This is a genomic window from Pseudomonas azadiae, assembly GCF_019145355.1.
Classification (GTDB): domain Bacteria; phylum Pseudomonadota; class Gammaproteobacteria; order Pseudomonadales; family Pseudomonadaceae; genus Aquipseudomonas; species Aquipseudomonas azadiae.
The window spans coordinates 1,191,181-1,207,156 of sequence record NZ_JAHSTY010000002.1; the positions used below are offsets into that span (position 1 = coordinate 1,191,181).

Consider the following 15,976-nt stretch of genomic DNA (forward strand, 5'->3'; position numbering starts at 1 on the left):
GCCTACAATTCCCCGGAATACTTCACCGCTGCCGCCGCACGCGACGGCACGTCCAGGGTGCGCAACAACGATGACACGTGGATGCGCACGGTAAACGGTGAAATATCCAGGGCCTTGGCGATTTCCTTGTTGGTCTTGCCCTGGGCGATCAGGCGCAGCACGTCGTGCTGGCGGGCGGTAAGGGTGTGGGTGTCCAGGGGCAGCAGGCCGGAAGGGGCGAACTTGACCAGCACTTCGCCGTCGCGGATGGCCAGTAGCGCCTGGCCGATCTCGTCGGGGGCGATGTTCTTGCCGATGAACCCGTCTGCGCCCAGGGCCATTACCCGGTCGATCAGTGCCGGGTCATCCACCATCGACACCACGATCAAGGTGGTGCGCCGCAGTTGCTGGCGCAGCGCTGCCAGTTGGCTCATGCAGGTCAGGCCGGGGAAACGCAGGTCGAGGATCAGGGTGTCGATCTCGCCGCCCTCGCCGATCAGCGCATGCACCGCTTGCAGGTCGCCGGCCTCCTGCACTTCGGCCCCGGGCAGCAGGCGCTGCACGGTGCGCAGCATGGCTTCGCGAAACATCGGGTGGTCGTCGGCGATGATGATGCGACCGGTCATGTGGGTGCTCCTTCCTGGGGCAAGAGTGTGCGGTTGCATGCTACCTTACCGCCGCGCGCCAGACCCGCGTGTGGCGCGCAAGGGATGTGATGACTGCTGCAGAAGGATGTAACACCATGAGTCTTGAGACCAACTCCGAACTCGACCAAGCCAACCTGCGCATTGTGGTTGCGGCCATTGCCATCGTCTACATCAGCGCCTTGGGCTTCCTGCCTGGACAGTCGGTGGACACCTACCTGCCGGTGATCCTGTATATCTTCCTGTTTATGCTGGCCTCCGTCGTGTTGCGCCAAGTGATTGTGCGTTGGCCCGGGCATTATCCGGCGCGGCGGATTCTGGGCATGATTCACGACTACACCGGCACCTCGTTCGGCATGGTGGTCGGCGGCGAAGCGGCACTGCCGCTGTATGCGGTGATGGTGTGGGTCAACCTGGGCAACGGCATGCGCTACGGCTCGCGTTACCTGGCGATTGCCACGGCACTGGCGTTGGCGGCGCTGTTGGTCGTGTACCGGCTCACGCCGGCGTGGCAGGCGCAACCATTCATGGTGCTGATGCTGATGATCACCAGCACGGTGATCCCGGTGTATGCGCATATCCTGCTGGAACGCACGCGCAAGGCGTCCGAGCAAGCCATCGCCGCCAACCTGGAAAAATCCCGCTTCCTCGCCCAGGCCAGCCATGACTTGCGCCAGCCCATTCATTCCATCGGCCTGTTCACCGCCTGCCTGCGCGAAGCCCGGCTTGGCGATGAAGAGCGCCGCCTGGTGGATAACATCGACCGTTCGCTGCTCAATGTGTCGCAATTGTTCCGCTCGATTCTTGACCTCTACACCCTCGATAACGGCCGCCTGCTGCCCAAATACCAGGTGGTGCACCTGGGTGAGTTTCTCGCCGACCTGGTGCGCCAGAACGCCGAGGCCGCGCGCTGGGCCGGTGTGGAGTTGCGCTTGCGGCCTTGCACGCACTGGGTGCTGGTCGACCCGGCGCTGTTGGCGACCATGGTGCAGAACGTGCTGTCCAATTGCTTCAAATACGGCGCGCAACGTCCCGTGCTGATCGGCGTGCGAATGCGCGAGGCGGGCTTGGCGGTGGAGATTCATGACCGGGGCCGAGGGATAGCGCAGGAGCATCTGTCAAAGGTCTTCGAGGAGTTTTACCGGGTGCGCCACCTGCGTGACAAAGACGTCGAAGGCGTGGGCCTGGGGCTGTCTATCGTCAAGCGCCTGGGGCAGTTGATGGGGCTGCAGGTGAGCCTGCGTTCTCGGGTAGGCCATGGCACCTCCGTGAGCCTGAACGGCCTGACCCTGGCGACCGCGCCGCGCGCGGTGGCTCCGCGCGACGACCTGCGCCAGGCCGGGCTGTTGACCGGTTTGAAGGTGTGCCTGGTCGAAGATGACCACAACGTGCTGCTTGCCACCCAGGCGCTGCTGGAACGCTGGGGCTGCGAAGTCCAGGCCGAATCTTCAGGGCTGGACCTGGTCAGCGACTGCGACATCATCGTCGCCGACTACGATTTGGGTAACCACGCCACCGGTATCGAATGCATCGATGCGCTGCGTGAGCGGCGTGGCTGGGCGGTCCCGGCGCTGATCCTCACCGGGCACGATGTGGAGAAAATCCAGGCCGCGTTGCACGATCGACGGATCGCCATTCTCTCCAAGCCCGTGCGTCCGGCGCAATTGCGCGGCAGCCTGCGGGACCTGAGCCAGGCGCCCGTTACTGAGTGAACCCCTGCAGTGGGTTGCCCCGCGCGCCTTTGGGTTGGCAATAGGCTGCAGGCTTTATCAGGCCAAAGCTCCCTACCGCGTGCAGTGCTCCACCCACGCCGGTTGAGAGCACGCAGTTATAGTCACCGGACGCGGTGCTGGCGATGTAGTAAGTGGTCATCGAGTCGCTGCGCACATTGGAGATGCGCTTGACCGGCTCGCCCAGGTTGGTTTCCGACAGCGTCTTGAGACGGTCTTCGGTCGGCTTGATGTTGCTGCAGCCGGCCACGCCGATGATCAAGGCGCCCAGCAGGGTGAGGCGGGTAACGCAGGAGTGCAGTTTCATGGTGTTTCATCCTTGGAGTTGTCAGGGTTTTTCCAGCGCGCAGCACGCCTACGCGCGACAGATGCGCGATGCCAGGGCAGCGTTGGAAGTGCCGGGGAATATAGCGCTGCGGGGGGTAGGGGTCGATTAGCACAAGTGTGCTAATGGCACCATGAGGTCATGGAAGGAGATTGAAATGCTGGAGATAAAACGGGCCACCCCGGAGGATGCCCGGGTGGCGTTCGACATTCGTTTGCAGGCTATCCGTAGCCAATGCATCGGCGCCTATACGCACGAGCAAATGATGAGGTGGACACAGGGCAAAGCCGAGGACGGGTACAGCGCCCTGATCGACAAGTTGTTTTACCTGGGAAGCGTGGAAGGCCAACCGGTGGTCACCGGCATGCTCGACCGGGACAACAACGAAGTCGGCGCATTGTTTGTGCTGCCTAAGTTCACCGGACGCGGCTATGGCAAGGCGATGCTGGATCACCTTGAGCACGTTGCGCGCGGGCTGCAGATTGACACCGTGGTGCTGGATGCGACGTTGAATGCGGCGAGTTTCTACCGGGCGTGTGGGTATGTGGGGGATGAAGAGGCGATGTATCACTCGCCCTCGGGGTTGGTGTTGGCGTGTGTTCCGATGACCAAGCGACTGAGTCATTGACTGGACACCGTTCAACCTGTGGAAGCTGGCTTGCCTGCGATGGCCATGGGTATCTACACAACTTTCAGAGGCTGACTTCATCCCCTGTGGGAGCTGTCGAGCCCCAGCGAGGCTGCGAGGAGCCCGGCACTGCTGGCGATTTTCATCGCCTGACCCACCGCCTTCGCAGCCTCGCTAAAGCTCGACAGCTCCCACATTCGATCTTCGTAGTTGCTGAAAGTGTGGCCACAGCGCAAATCCCTGTGGGAGCTGTCGAGCCCCAGCGAGGCTGCGAAGGGGCCGGCACTGCTGGCATGTTCATCGCCTGACCCACCGCTTTCGCAGCCTCGCTAAAGCTCGACAGCTCCCACATTCGATCTTCGTAGTTGCTGAAAGTGTGGCCACAGCGCAAATCCCTGTGGGAGCTGTCGAGCCCTAGCGAGGCTGCGAAGGGGCCGGTACTGCTGGCATGCTCATCGCCTGACCCACCGCTTTCGCAGCCTCGCCAAAACCCGACAAGGCAATACCCGCCAATACCTGTATCCCACAAAAGCGCTCGATCTGTGTCTATCGTCCATCGTTCCAGCTCGATAGCCTCAAGCCACATTAACCACCACCATCGAGCCCATCATGGACCTGACCGCTGTCCCCTTTGGCACCACCGACTGGTCAACGGTCGAACCCACCACCCACCCAGGCGCAACCGGCCAGGCGCTGTGGCGCACCTGCCATTTCGGCACCACCCGCGTGCGCATGGTCGAATACTCGCCCGGTTACCTGGCGGATCACTGGTGCTGGAGAGGGCACATCCTGCTGTGCCTCGAAGGCGAGTTGCACACGGAACTGGAGGACGGCCGCCAGTTCACGCTGACGGCCGGAATGAGTTACCAGGTGGGCAATGAGATGGAGGGCCATCGCTCATCGACGGGGGGCGGGGCGAGGCTGTTTATCGTGGATTGAGCAAAAAATACATACCCCCGATCAATGCATCTTGCTGTGGTCCATCCCATCCAGCCCACGGGCCGGCGCGTTCACTTCAATTTTTTGCTCCTGACCCTTGGCATCTCGCACGGTCAGGGTCAGCGGCACCTGGTCGCCTTCCTTGATCTGGCCGGTCAGGCCCATCAGCATCACGTGGTAGCCGTTGGGGTCGAGGGTGACGGCCTTGCCGGCCGGCAGCGCCACCGCATCCACCGGGCCCATGCGCATTACGTCGTCCTTCATGCTCATTTCATGGATCTGCACGTCCTTGGCCACGGGCGATGCCACGCTCAGCAGTTGGCTGTCGCTGTCGGCGGTGACGGTCATGAACGCGCCGCTGGAGGGCTGGCCCGGCACGGTGGCGCGTACCCAGGCGTCGGTAACCTGGACCGCGGCGCTGGCCTGTGCGGCAAGGCCCAGCAGGGACAGGCCGATCAGGGTGCGTTTGAGGTGTTGAACGGCAGTCATTAGCAGACCTCCATGACGGTGAGCAGGTCTTCTGCGCACTCTTTAGCGGTAAGGGACGCCTGCAGGCCCAGGCGCAGGTTGCCACGGGTATCGAACACGAAGCTGGTGGCGGTGTGGGACAGGGTATAGGTGTCGCCGGCAGGAATCTTTTCATAAAAGATCCCGAATTCCTTGGCGGCCACGGCGATTTCTTCCGGGGTGCCGTACAGCGCTTCGAAACTGGGATCGAAGGCCTTGACGTACTTGTCGAGTATTTCGGGCGTGTCGCGTTCCGGGTCCAGGGTAATAAACACCACTTGCATGATTTCGCCGTCGCGGCCCATCAGTTTCTTGGCCTGGGCGGCGCGTGCCAGGGTGGTCGGGCACACGGCCGGGCACTGGGTGAAACCGAAAAACACCACCGGCATCAGGCCACGGTACGAACTCAGGGTGACGGTTTCGCCGTCGGTGTTCTTGAGCTTGAACGTGCGACCCATGATCTTGTCGCTCAGGTCCTTGCCGTACTTGAAATCCAGCTTGGGGCTGTAGTCACAGCCGCCCAGCAGGCCGCCAAGGCCCAGCAGGCCCATACCGGTCAGCACTTTGCGGCGGGTGAATAACGTACTCATCAGTGGTGCGTCCTGTGAAACGCCTGCATTGCTCTGGGTTTACACATCAGGCTTTGAAAAGGAGTAAAGGAGCAGGGCGCCAAGTCTATCAACCCTGGCTGCGGCACGGAATCTGCGACGTTCTGCCACAGGGGCGCGCCGAACTTTATGCTTTTGCGGCTGCGGTGGTAGAGTCGCCGCCATGAAATCGAGCCACCCCGACCGTTCGCTGATCGCCTGGGCCCTGTACTTCTGCGTGCTGATGAACCTGTTCGTCTGCGGTTTGGGGCATGGGCAGATGACGGGCCAGGCGCTCAACGGCATCGGCGGGGCGTTCTGTTCGGTGGACGGTAAGCAGGCGCCACTTTCCGACCAAGGGTCGGGCAGCCCGGCTTCCAGTAACATCTCGAACTACTTTGCCTGCCCAGTCTGCAACGCTTTGACGCTTGCCCTGGTGTTTCTGGTCGGCCTGGCCTGGCTGTTGGGCCTGGGCCGACCCCCGCGTCCGGCCCATGAACGGCGCAACAAGGCGCCGCCGCGTTATGCCTGGCCCTCGGCCAACCCCCGCGCTTCCCCCGCAGCCTGACGTATGCCTTGGGCCTCCCTTGATCGGGAGGCGTGCCATCGTCATGACTGTGAGTGCATCCCATGAACCACCTGTTGCCCGCAGGCGCCAGCCGCCCGCACGCGGAACCCGCGCGGCCTGAATACCCCAGCAACTCCCGTAGCTTCGTGCACCTGGATGCACGCCTGCTGCCGTATTGGCACACCCTGTTCGATATCTGCCCGGCGCTGCTCAAGCTGGACCCGCCCGAGGGCTTGAACCTGTTTCGCAGCTTCATGACCTGGGCCTACCGCAACCGGCCGCCGCGCGACTGGACCTACCACCTGAATGCCTGCCGCTGGCTGCTGGGCTCGGTGTATCGCTCGCAGATCGACGACGAGCCTATCGAGGCGTTCATGGCGGCGGCCGCCGCGTGTTGGGTCAATACGGACGACAGCCCGGCCCAGGGCGTGGTCCTGGCCTCGCGTTCATCAACGGTCTTTGACTGGAAAGACCCCCGTCTGGCCGGCGCTGAATACCCGGCATTGCCAGTGCCACCCTGGGATTTCGCCTGGTGCCCGCTGACAGCGCCGGGTGGCTTCAGTGAGTGGTTGCCGGTGCCTTGAGATTCTGCCGGATCCATTGCTCAACGTTTGTCACGGCGATGTGTTGCCGAGCATTGAACGTCACGGCGGGGTCCCAGGCCACGCCGTTGCCCTGGGCGAACACTGCACGGTATTTCTTCAGGTTATCCTCTGGGTCTTTTGCCAACTCGGCCTGCAGCATCGGCACAGACCATAGCTCGCGCTGAAGCTTGCGGCCGAGAGTGGCGTCGACGGTATCCGCCAGCTGTCCATAGGTGAGGGTGTCGCCTGCGGTGAATACCACCTGGTTGCTCAGGGCCGGTTCAGCCAGCACGATGCGTGCGGTCAGCCGGCCGATATCCTCGGGCGTGGTGACGGTGACCGCCGTGTCCCAGTCGCCCAGGGCGCGCACGGTGTTTTGCGCCAGATCGACCACGCCAAACAATGGCTCGAACAGAAAACTGGTGAACATGCCCGTGGAAATGATCAGCCACTGCGTGCCTTGCTGGCCGCGCAGCAGGTCACGTACATCCAGCTGTTCGTCGAACAGATCCTGCGGGCTGCCACGGCCGATCACATCGTAGTCCACGCCGAATTGCCAGGGCACATACCGCTGCACGCCGCCTTCGATCGCGGCGAGCGCCAGTTTGCGCTGGGTGCCGGGGCCAGCGGCAAAACCGGTGCAGCAAATGACGTTATCGAACGCGGCAAAAATGCCGGCGAGGGTGCGTTGGCTGTCGTGCTGCAAGTCACCGGGTATCAACTCGATACCCCGCTCCAGCAAGGTATTGGCCGCCGCCGATTGCAACCTGGCGGGGCGCAGCAACGCAGCGATGCGCGTGCTGCGTGGTGCCGCCAGATCGGCCAGTGCCTGCAGTACGGCTATGCCCAGTTCGCCAGCGCCCAGTACCAGAATGGAAGAAGGGGTCATAGGAAGCTCCGTCTGTGGTGAAAGTCGTGGCATGCTTGCAGAATTAATCGCTCTGCATAAGAAGGCACACCCGTGATACCGAGTCAGCGCCATGGATAACGAAGAGATCATCTGCCGCTCGCAAGCCGCCTGCGACGCCCTGAGCGCCGACGATGACGGCCTCAAGCGCGAAGTGCTGACCCATGCGGGAAACCGCTGGTCATTGGGTATCGTGCACGTGCTGGGGGTGAGCGGCCGCCTGCGTCATGCCGAGATTGGCCGGCGCATGCACGGCGTGACTCAGCGCATGCTGACCCGCACCTTGCGCCAGTTGGAGCGCGACGGCCTGGTGTTGCGCCATGACTTCGATGAAGTCCCACCCAGGGTCGAGTACGAACTGTCGACCCTGGGCACGCAACTGCTGGTGCATATGATCCCGCTCTGGACCTGGGTGGTGGAGAAGGGCGAGGACTTTCGCCAGGCGCGACAGCGCTTTGATCGGGCTTGATCAACATCAAGGCCCCATCGCTTTCAGGCCGCCACACTGAAGCCTCAACGCGACCTGCGAGGCCACCATGCTCTACCTGCTGTTTCTGCTCGCCCACCTGTTCGCGGCGCTGATCTTTATCGGCACGGTGTTTTTCGAGGTGCTGATCCTGGGGCGCCTGCATCGGCAATTGCCCGCGCGCGTAATGCTCCTGGTGGAGCAGGGTATCGGCCAGCGCGCCCGGGCCCTGATGCCGTGGGTGCTGCTGGTGTTGTTCGGCGCTGGAATCGGGATGGTCTGGTTGCGTTACTTGCCGGCACTGGCGGCGCCTTTTGCCTCGTCGTTCGGCACATTGCTGACGCTCAAGCTGATCCTCGCCGCCAGTGTGCTGCTGCACTTTGTGCTGACGATGCTGCGCATGCGCCGTGGTCGGGTGAGTGCGGGCTATTTGCGCTTTATTCACTTGAGCCTGTTCGGTCATATGGTCGCGATTGTGCTGTTGGCCAAGAGCATGTTCTACCTCAGTTGGTAAGGCCTTTGATGCATATCAAGGTGCGCCGTGGCGTCGCACCGGACAATGGCTGACCGTCGCCGGCCCCGGAGCCTGTCATGCACACCGTCATTCCTCTTGCACGTGCACGCCACGACCAAGGCGTACTGGACCTGAATGGACACGCCGATATTCGTAGGTTCCATGCGGGCGTCGGCTCGCTGGATGTGTTGCGCGCGTTGCGCGGCAGCCGCCAGCGGCAACGCCCGCTGGCCTTGACCCTGCGCTGGCCGGCCAGCGCGCCTGAGGCTTACCGGCGCAGCCTGGCCCAGGAAATCCATTTGGTCGGCTGTCACCTCGGCAGCCGCCAACCGGTGGACTACTTCCAGTGGCGCGGCCCGGCGCCCGTCGGCGATGTGCAAGCGCTGATGGCGCCGCTGTTCGAGCGCCTGCATTTCCTTGAGCATGACCGCGGCGACTACGGCATCGACCTCGACCCCCGGCACACCGACTGGGCCAGCGTCGGCGTGTTGCGCGAACTGGGGTTCAATCGCGTGTGCATTGGCGTGCCCGATGCGCGTGCCGAGGACGACTATTCCCAGGCGTACTACCGCGACCCGGCGCCGATCGAGTCGTTGATCGATGCCGCGCGGACCTTCGATTTTCGCTCGGTCAGTGTCGACCTGGGCTACGGCAGCGCCTGGCAGACCCTGGCCAGTTTCGAGGCCAAGCTGGCCAGCCTGATCGCCCTGGAGCCGGACCGCCTGCAGGTGTTCGACTACGCCACGCCGCCAAGTCGCTACCCGGCGCAACCGGCCCAGGCCTTGTGCAGCGCGGCGGATAAAACCGCCATGCGCCAGCTGTGCTTCGCACGCCTGGACGCAGCGGGTTACCACTACATCGGCCTGGGCCAGTTTGCCCGAGGCGACGATGACCTTACCCAGGCCCAGGAACGCGGCCGGCTGAGCCGCACGTGCGAAGGTTTCACCCTGCATGGTTACTGCGATCACATCGGGCTTGGCCTGGGCGCCATCAGCCAGATCGACACGCTGTGCGCGCAGAACGCCACAGACGAACAGCGCTACGCCCAGGCGCTGGGCAACGGCCAACTCGCCACCTGCCAGGGCTGGCAGCGCGACACCGGCGATGCCCTGCGCGAGTACGTGGCGGAGCGTCTGGCCTGTGACCTGGAGCTGGATATCCAGGCCATCGAGCGGCGTTACGGGGTGATGTTTGCGCGGTATTTCTCGGCGACCTGGCCGCTGCTGGAGCAGTGGAGCCGTGAGGGGCTGATCGAATTGTCGGCGCAATTCTTGTGCGTGCTGCCGGCGGGGCGCACGCGGGTGGATGAGTTGTGCGGGTTGTTTGAGTTGCCTATTGCCCGAAGTGAACCGAATACGGAATGTGGGAGCGGGCTTGCTCGCGAAAGCGGTGGATCAGTCGACCAATCCGGTGCCTGACACTGCGCCTTCACACCCTGAGCTTGCCCGTCAACCCAATCGAGCCTCATCAAACCCTTCAGCTAGAGAGGATCCTCGCCGTTTCAGGTTCTGCATATGAACGGCTTCATCGTAAGGGGTGCTGGCAGTACAGGCAGGTTTTCACTCGAATTGCTCCAGGCGCAGGCGGTCGAGAATGGCGATCTGACGCCCGTCCTGGGTGATGATTTTTTCGTCGATGAGCCGCCGGATAATCCGCGAAAAGGTCTCCGGCTGGATCGACAGATGCCCGGCAATCAGTTGCTTGGCCATCGGCAGTTCGAACGTCGCGGCGGTGCTGTGCAGGCGCATCAGTTGGGTCAGCAGGTAGCGCACCACGCTGTGGGTGGCGTTTTTCAGCGACAGGGTCTCGATCTCGTTGACTCGCCGGTGCAGGCGCACACACAACGTGCCGAGCAGGGCGAAGGTCAGGCGGCTGTTGCTGTGCAGCAGGCGCATGTAAGTGGCGTTGGACAGACGGTACAACTGGGTGGGGCACACCGCTTCGGCGCAGGCCACATAGTTGGGCGTGTCCATCAACATCATGGCTTCGGCGAAGGTCTGGCGTTCGCCAATCACCTCAAACACCTTCTCCTGGCCATCGGGGGGCAGGCGGTAGATCTTCACCGCACCGGCAATCACGAAGTAAAACGCATCGGCTGGTTCGCCCTGGCGGAACAGCGGCTCGGCCTTGTCGATGCTCAGCAATTGGCTGCTGCCCATCAACTCGTCCAGTTCCTGCTCGTTCAACGGCTCGAACAAGTGGTGGCTGCGCAGGATCTGGTGGTGCACACGGTGCAGCACCGTGCCCGGCTCCTTGAACAGCAATGGGGCGTTCACACCAGCACCAATGAAAGGCCGCTGGCGGCGGCCAGCATGGAGCCAAGGATCACAAACCAGGCGAGGGGGACATAGGCGTTTTTCATCATGGCTCCAGAGCACGGCAAAAGTTGCTGGCGCAAGCGTAAGCGTTGCAGTGGGTAGGCGACTTGATCTGCGACAAGGGCAACGCGCAGGCAGCGGCGCAAGATTGCCGCAGTCCTTCAAGGGAGACCGTGTTATGCAAGTGCTCGATCGGCGCAAGGCCATGTCGATTACTCCGTTGTTTCGCCTGGCTTTCCGGCCATTCTTCCTCGGCGCCTGTGTGTTGGCGGCGCTGGCGATCCCCTTATGGCTGTTGGCCCTGGGCGGGCGCACCGGCAGTTGGCAACCCGCCGGCGGTTGGCTGGCGTGGCATCGTCATGAGCTGTTGTTCGGGTTTGGCCTGGCAATCATCGCCGGGTTCCTGCTCACGGCGGTGCAGACCTGGACCGGCCGCCCAGGCATCAGCGGCAAAGCGCTGGCGTTGCTCGCCGGGCTTTGGCTGGCGGCGCGTCTGGGGTGGCTGGTCAACGTGCATTGGCCGCTGCTGGCGGTGTTGGAACTGACCTTTCCCCTGGCCGTCGCCGCGGTGATGGGCTGGAGCCTGTGGCAGGTGAAGCAGAAGCGCAACTACCCGATCGTGCTGGTGCTGGCGCTGCTGACGGTGGCCGATGCCCTGTCGCTGTATGGTTTGCTGCGCAACGACGCGGGCCTGCAGCGCCAGTCGGTACTGACCGGGCTGTGGCTGGTGGCGGCGATGATGGGGCTGATCGGCGGGCGGGTGATTCCGTTTTTCACCCAGCGCGGGTTGGGCCGGGTCGAGGCGGTCAAGCCTTGGGCGTGGCTGGACCTTACGTTGCTCGGTGGCTCGCTGCTGATCGCCGTGCTGTATGCCGTCGGGCCTGCACTGGGCGCAAGCCCGTGGATCGGCCTGCTGTTCGCTGCCCTCGGGCTGGGGCACCTGATCCGCCTGTTCCGTTGGCATGATCGTGGTCTGTGGCGGGTGCCGTTGCTCTGGTCGTTGCACCTGGCGTATGGCTGGCTGGCCGTAGCCTGCCTGGGCATGGCGCTGTGGCATATCGGCGCGCCGCTCAACCCCAGCCTGGCGGTGCATGCGTTGACCATCGGCGCCATGGGCGGCTTGATCCTGGCGATGATTGCGCGCGTCAGCCTCGGCCATACCGGCCGGCCGCTGCAGCCATCGAGCGGGATGACCCTGGCGTTTGTGCTGCTGAACCTGGCGTGTGTGTGCCGCGTCATGCTGGTGCTGGTCTGGCCGTCAGCAGCCTTGTGGCTGGCGGGGCTGTGCTGGAGCGTCGGCCTGGGCCTGTACCTGTGGCGCTACGGGCCGATGCTGTGGCAAGCGCGTGTCGATGGGCATCCGGGTTAGGAGAAACGCATGCTGTATTCGCTGTTATTGATTGTGCATCTGCTGGCGGCCATTGCCTTTATCGGCACATTGTTCTTTGAAGTAGTGATTTGGCATAGCGCGCGGGAGGAATTGGCCTGGTCGGCACAATTCACGTCGGAACAGGCCATCGCCCGGCGTGCGCGGCGTGTGCTGCACCTGGTGGTTGTCGTGCTGTACGGCGCGGGCCTGGGCCTGGCCTGGCATTACTGGGGTGTGCCCTGGGGCAGCCGCTTCGGGGTGTTGCTGAGCCTGAAGATCGGGTTGGCGTTGAGCATCGTTGGGCATTATCTGGTGCTTGCGTATTGGCTGTGGCGCGAGCGCCTGAGTGCGCGGCGTGCGTTGTGGGTTCGGCGGAGTATTTTGGGGCATATGCTGGTGATTGTGGTGCTGGTGAAGTGGATGGTGCGTTGAGCCTGTGATGGTGGGGGCTGTGTTTTTTAGGGGGCCGGGTACATATCCATTCCTGCGGTAACGGCTGCTGGCGGTTCCGCTCTTACAGCGGGTCACTTTTGGAAAGGCCCAAACCAAAAGGCCTTCGCCCCAACACTCGGTGCCTCGCCTAGGCTCGGCATGCCGTAACGAAGGCTTTGGAGCGTGGGCCGCCGCAATGGGCCATCCATGGCCCAGTGCGGCTAACCCGGCGTCCTGCCGGGTTACCCACGCTCCAAAGCCTGCGTTCGGCCAGCGTGTTTGACGGGGCGATCCCAGATCAAAAGCCAAAGCGCGGCGGCCTTAGAGCCGACCGGTATTTCATGTCGAACTCGGTTAAAACTGTGGGAGCTGGCTTGCCTGCGATAGCATCAACTCGGTGTGCCTGCTGTACCGAGGTGTCTGCATCGCAGGCAAGCCAGCTCCCACAGAAAAGCAGATCGGTGGAGCGCCATCTAACCTGCTCTTAGTCTGCTCTTGATCTGCTCTTGATCTGCTCTTGATCTGGCTTTTGATCTGGCTTTTGATCTTGATCTCAGGCGCCCCGTCAACCACGCTGGCCGAACGAAGGCTTGAATCCGTGGGTAACCCGGCAGGACGCCGGGTTAGCCGTCCTGGGCCAAGGATGGCCCATGACGGCGGCCCACGGATTCAAGCCTTCGTTCGGGCATACCGAGCCTAGGCGAGGTACCGAGTGGTGGGGCAAGAGCCCTTTGGTTACTTTGGGGCTTTTCCAAAGTGACCCGCCGTAAGGGCGGAACCAATAGTCGCCATGACCCAAACAACGGGTATGTACACCGTCACCCCCTAGACATGGTCGGCCCGAAGGCCGCCACGTCCCCCCCCAAAAAAGTGCGACCCCACACCGCAGCCCAATCATTGATCACGATCAAGGGCAACCCCACCCCAAGTTCCCACACTGTGCCGAACTTTCTGGAGGACCGCCCCATGCCCTTGTCCCTCGCGCAACTGCGCCGCAACTACACCCTCTACGGCCTTCGCGATGATTGCCCGCAGGACAACCCGCTGGTGCTGTTCGGCCAATGGCTGGAGCAGGCACGCAAGACCGAAGTCCCCCCGGCCGAGGCGAACAGCATGGCGCTGGCAACCGTGGACAGCCAGGGCCATGCCCATTGCCGGATCCTGTTGCTCAAGGGCTTCAGCACCGACGGGTTTTTCTTTTTTGGCAATTACCAGAGCGCCAAAGGCCAGGAGTTGGCGGACAACCCCCACGCCGCCATGACGTTTTTCTGGCCGGGCCTGGAGCGGCAGGTGCGCGTCGAAGGCGCGGTGGTGCGCGCGCCAGCCGAGCTCTCGGATGATTACTTCGATGCTCGCCCGGTCGCCAGCCAATTGGGCAGTTGGGCCTCGCCCCAGAGCCAGCCGCTGGCCCATCGCAGCGAGTTGGAAGGGCGCCTGCGCGAGGTCACCGAGCGTTTCGCCGGTCGCCAGCCGCCACGGCCCGAACATTGGGGTGGCTACTGCCTGCAACCGCGGCGTATCGAATTCTGGCAAGGCCGGCCCGACCGTTTGCATGACCGTCTCGACTTCCGCCTGCACGACGGCGAGTGGCAGCGCACGCGCCTGGCCCCCTGAAGGCATACCTCCTCGGAGGAATAGGCCCTGCGCCCTTTGCGGTGCAGGCTGAGTGCATCTTTCAACGCCTGGAGCCTGGATCATGGCCCATCTGCCCCAACGCAGTTTTGTTTCCCTGAACATCGCGGTGCTGACCATCAGCGATACCCGCACCTACGCCACCGACGCCTCCGGGCAAACCTTGGTGGACCGCCTGCAGCGCGCCGGCCACAGCTTGATCGACCGCGCCATTGTGATGGACGACATCTACCAGATCCGCGCGCGCGTTTCCCAGTGGATCGCCGACCCTCAGGTGCAAGTGGTGCTGATGACCGGCGGCACCGGCTTCACTGCGCGTGACAACACGCCGCAGGCGGTGCTGCCGTTGCTCGACAAGCAGGTCGACGGATTTGGCGAGCTGTTCCGTCAGGTGTCCCTGGCGGAGATCGGCATGTCGACCCTGCAATCGCGCGCCCTGGCCGGCCTCAGCAATGGCGTGCTGGTGTGCTGCATGCCGGGCTCGCCGGGCGCCTGTCGCACTGCGTGGGATCAGATTCTGGTCGGCCAACTGGACAGCCGCACCGGCCCATGCAACTTCGCGCCGCACCTCAAGCCGCAGACCGACCAGGCGCCCACTGCCTGTGAGGCACGTTCATGAGCGTGTGTGACAGCGGCGACCTGCTGCCGGTGGAGGAGGCCATCGAACAGTTGCTGGCCAAGGCGCCGCCGCCACCGTCCACCGAAGTGATTCCCTTGGTCCAGGCGCTCGGGCGGGTGACCGCCGAAGAGGTGTTCTCACCTCTCGACCTGCCGGGCTGGGACAACAGTGCCATGGACGGTTATGCCCTGCGTGCGTTTGACGTGCCGGAGCAGGGCGGTTACCTGGAAGTGAGCGGGCGTATCGCTGCCGGACACAGCAGTGACGTGCCGTTGCAGGCCGGGCAAGCCGTGCGGATCTTTACCGGCGCGCCACTGCCGCACGGGGCCGACAGCGTGGTGCCGCAGGAACGCTGTCGGGTGTATGGCCAACGTATCTGGTGCCCGCCGTTGCGCCTGGGCGAACACGTGCGCAAGCGCGGCGAAGAGCTGCAACGCGGACAGCCTGTGTTGAGCGCCGGAAAGCGCCTGCGCGCCCAGGAAATCGGCTTGCTGGCAGCGGCGGGCATTCCCCGGGTCAAGGTCTACCGGCCGCTGCGGGTGTGCCTGCTCAGCAGTGGCGATGAACTGCGTGAGCCGGGCGAGTCACTGGCGCCGGGGCAGATCTACAACAGCAACCGCTACCTCGTCGCGGCGTTGCTGCGTGGTTGGGGCGTGGAAGTGCACGACTACGGCGTGATGGCCGACGCACTGGCGGCCAGCCGCGATGCGCTGCTGCTGGCTTCGTCCGAATGCGACGTGCTGCTGACCACCGGCGGCGTATCGGTGGGCGAAGAGGATCACCTCAAACAGGCCATCCAGGCCCTGGGCAAGGTTGAGTTCTGGCGGCTGGCGATCCAGCCGGGTAAACCCCTGGCATTCGGCCAGGTGGCAGGCAAACCCTGGATCGGCCTGCCGGGCAACCCGACGGCCGCGCTGGTCACGGCGCTGATCGTGGTGCGCCCGTTCCTGCTGCGGGCCCAGGGCGCTGAGCGGGTCCTGCCGGTGCCCATCAGCGTGCCGGCCGCTTTTGAATGGGTGAAACCCAATAAGCGCCGCCAGTACTTGCGCGCGCGTTTGAGCCCAGGCAGCGATGGGCAACTGCGCGCGATCCTGCACCCCCAGCAAAGCTCGGCGATGCTCACCGCGGCCTGCTGGGCCGATGGCCTGGTGATCGTCGAGCGCGAGCAGCAGGTGCTCAAGGGCGCGTCGGTGCCATTTCTGTCCTTCGCCGGTTTTGAATAAGGAGC

19 protein-coding genes are annotated in these 15,976 nt (G+C 63.6%); 13 read left to right on the top strand and 6 right to left on the bottom strand.

Annotation, left to right across the window (positions count from 1 at the left end):
• Window positions 1–2 precede the first annotated feature (2 nt).
• Window positions 3–605: a LuxR C-terminal-related transcriptional regulator gene (locus KVG91_RS21890; protein ID WP_169374415.1), complete on the bottom strand. Its 603-nt coding sequence runs from the start codon at window positions 603–605 to the stop codon at window positions 3–5.
• A 116-nt stretch (window positions 606–721) separates the two neighbouring features.
• Here KVG91_RS21890 and KVG91_RS21895 point away from each other — a divergent pair, with 116 nt between their 5' ends.
• A complete protein-coding gene (locus KVG91_RS21895; protein ID WP_169374416.1) occupies window positions 722–2,335 on the top strand; it encodes an ATP-binding response regulator in 1,614 nt (537 codons plus the stop codon).
• On the opposite strand, the gene KVG91_RS21900 is transcribed toward KVG91_RS21895, so the two are convergent.
• Complete coding sequence (locus KVG91_RS21900) at window positions 2,325–2,660, bottom strand: hypothetical protein (RefSeq protein ID WP_169374417.1); 336 nt, start codon at window positions 2,658–2,660, stop codon at window positions 2,325–2,327. The genes KVG91_RS21895 and KVG91_RS21900 overlap by 11 nt on opposite strands.
• A gap of 175 nt (window positions 2,661–2,835) precedes the next feature.
• On the opposite strand from KVG91_RS21900, the gene KVG91_RS21905 reads away from it, so the two are divergent.
• Together KVG91_RS21905 and KVG91_RS21910 are read left to right on the top strand one after the other, a co-directional pair.
• Window positions 2,836–3,306, top strand: coding sequence for a GNAT family N-acetyltransferase (locus KVG91_RS21905; protein ID WP_169374418.1), 471 nt, complete (start codon window positions 2,836–2,838; stop codon window positions 3,304–3,306).
• 609 nt (window positions 3,307–3,915) lie between these two features.
• Window positions 3,916–4,245, top strand: a complete 330-nt coding sequence (locus KVG91_RS21910) for a DHCW motif cupin fold protein (protein ID WP_169377321.1) — start codon at window positions 3,916–3,918, stop codon at window positions 4,243–4,245.
• Between the two features lie 21 nt (window positions 4,246–4,266).
• On the opposite strand, the gene KVG91_RS21915 is transcribed toward KVG91_RS21910, so the two are convergent.
• Both KVG91_RS21915 and KVG91_RS21920 read right to left on the bottom strand, forming a co-directional pair.
• A complete protein-coding gene (locus KVG91_RS21915; RefSeq protein WP_169377322.1) occupies window positions 4,267–4,734 on the bottom strand; it encodes a copper chaperone PCu(A)C in 468 nt (155 codons plus the stop codon).
• Window positions 4,734–5,342 carry an SCO family protein gene (locus KVG91_RS21920; protein ID WP_169377323.1) on the bottom strand — a complete coding sequence of 203 codons (609 nt, stop codon included), beginning with the start codon at window positions 5,340–5,342 and terminating at the stop codon, window positions 4,734–4,736. The genes KVG91_RS21915 and KVG91_RS21920 overlap by 1 nt, the downstream gene beginning before the upstream one ends.
• A gap of 181 nt (window positions 5,343–5,523) precedes the next feature.
• Here KVG91_RS21920 and KVG91_RS21925 point away from each other — a divergent pair, with 181 nt between their 5' ends.
• Together KVG91_RS21925 and KVG91_RS21930 are read left to right on the top strand one after the other, a co-directional pair.
• Window positions 5,524–5,907, top strand: a complete 384-nt coding sequence (locus KVG91_RS21925; RefSeq protein ID WP_169377324.1) for a DUF2946 domain-containing protein — start codon at window positions 5,524–5,526, stop codon at window positions 5,905–5,907.
• Between the two features lie 62 nt (window positions 5,908–5,969).
• Window positions 5,970–6,491, top strand: a complete 522-nt coding sequence (locus KVG91_RS21930) for a putative natural product biosynthesis protein (RefSeq protein WP_169377325.1) — start codon at window positions 5,970–5,972, stop codon at window positions 6,489–6,491.
• Here KVG91_RS21930 and KVG91_RS21935 read toward each other — a convergent pair.
• Window positions 6,466–7,380: an aromatic alcohol reductase gene (locus tag KVG91_RS21935; protein WP_169377326.1), complete on the bottom strand. Its 915-nt coding sequence runs from the start codon at window positions 7,378–7,380 to the stop codon at window positions 6,466–6,468. The two genes, KVG91_RS21930 and KVG91_RS21935, sit on opposite strands and share 26 nt — an antisense overlap.
• A 91-nt stretch (window positions 7,381–7,471) precedes the next feature.
• Here KVG91_RS21935 and KVG91_RS21940 point away from each other — a divergent pair, with 91 nt between their 5' ends.
• The 3 genes from KVG91_RS21940 (at window position 7,472) to KVG91_RS21950 (ending at window position 9,796) form a co-directional block, all read left to right on the top strand.
• Entirely contained in the window at window positions 7,472–7,867 is a 396-nt protein-coding gene (locus KVG91_RS21940; RefSeq protein WP_169377327.1) for a winged helix-turn-helix transcriptional regulator, read from the top strand.
• Window positions 7,868–7,934: 67 nt separating this feature from the next.
• Complete coding sequence (locus tag KVG91_RS21945) at window positions 7,935–8,378, top strand: CopD family copper resistance protein (protein WP_169377328.1); 444 nt, start codon at window positions 7,935–7,937, stop codon at window positions 8,376–8,378.
• 77 nt (window positions 8,379–8,455) lie between these two features.
• The gene (locus tag KVG91_RS21950; protein WP_169377329.1) at window positions 8,456–9,796 is read left to right on the top strand and encodes an oxygen-independent coproporphyrinogen III oxidase; all 1,341 of its coding nucleotides are present in this window, start codon (window positions 8,456–8,458) and stop codon (window positions 9,794–9,796) included.
• A gap of 141 nt (window positions 9,797–9,937) precedes the next feature.
• Here KVG91_RS21950 and KVG91_RS21955 read toward each other — a convergent pair whose 3' ends face one another.
• Window positions 9,938–10,654 (bottom strand): Crp/Fnr family transcriptional regulator, encoded by a 717-nt coding sequence (locus KVG91_RS21955; RefSeq protein WP_318840901.1) that lies wholly within the window; start codon window positions 10,652–10,654, stop codon window positions 9,938–9,940.
• A 220-nt stretch (window positions 10,655–10,874) separates the two neighbouring features.
• Between KVG91_RS21955 and KVG91_RS21960 the strand changes: the two genes are divergently transcribed.
• From KVG91_RS21960 to KVG91_RS21980, 5 genes are all read left to right on the top strand, one after another.
• Window positions 10,875–12,065 (top strand): NnrS family protein, encoded by a 1,191-nt coding sequence (locus tag KVG91_RS21960; RefSeq protein WP_169377330.1) that lies wholly within the window; start codon window positions 10,875–10,877, stop codon window positions 12,063–12,065.
• A 9-nt stretch (window positions 12,066–12,074) separates the two neighbouring features.
• A complete protein-coding gene (locus tag KVG91_RS21965; protein WP_169377331.1) occupies window positions 12,075–12,497 on the top strand; it encodes a hypothetical protein in 423 nt (140 codons plus the stop codon).
• A 966-nt stretch (window positions 12,498–13,463) separates the two neighbouring features.
• Entirely contained in the window at window positions 13,464–14,111 is a 648-nt protein-coding gene (gene pdxH / locus KVG91_RS21970) for a pyridoxamine 5'-phosphate oxidase (RefSeq protein ID WP_169376486.1), read from the top strand.
• Window positions 14,112–14,193: 82 nt separating this feature from the next.
• Window positions 14,194–14,748, top strand: a complete 555-nt coding sequence (gene moaB / locus KVG91_RS21975; RefSeq protein ID WP_169376485.1) for a molybdenum cofactor biosynthesis protein B — start codon at window positions 14,194–14,196, stop codon at window positions 14,746–14,748.
• Window positions 14,745–15,971, top strand: coding sequence for a molybdopterin molybdotransferase MoeA (locus KVG91_RS21980; protein WP_169376484.1), 1,227 nt, complete (start codon window positions 14,745–14,747; stop codon window positions 15,969–15,971). The genes moaB and KVG91_RS21980 overlap by 4 nt, the downstream gene beginning before the upstream one ends.
• Window positions 15,972–15,976: the final 5 nt, after the last annotated feature.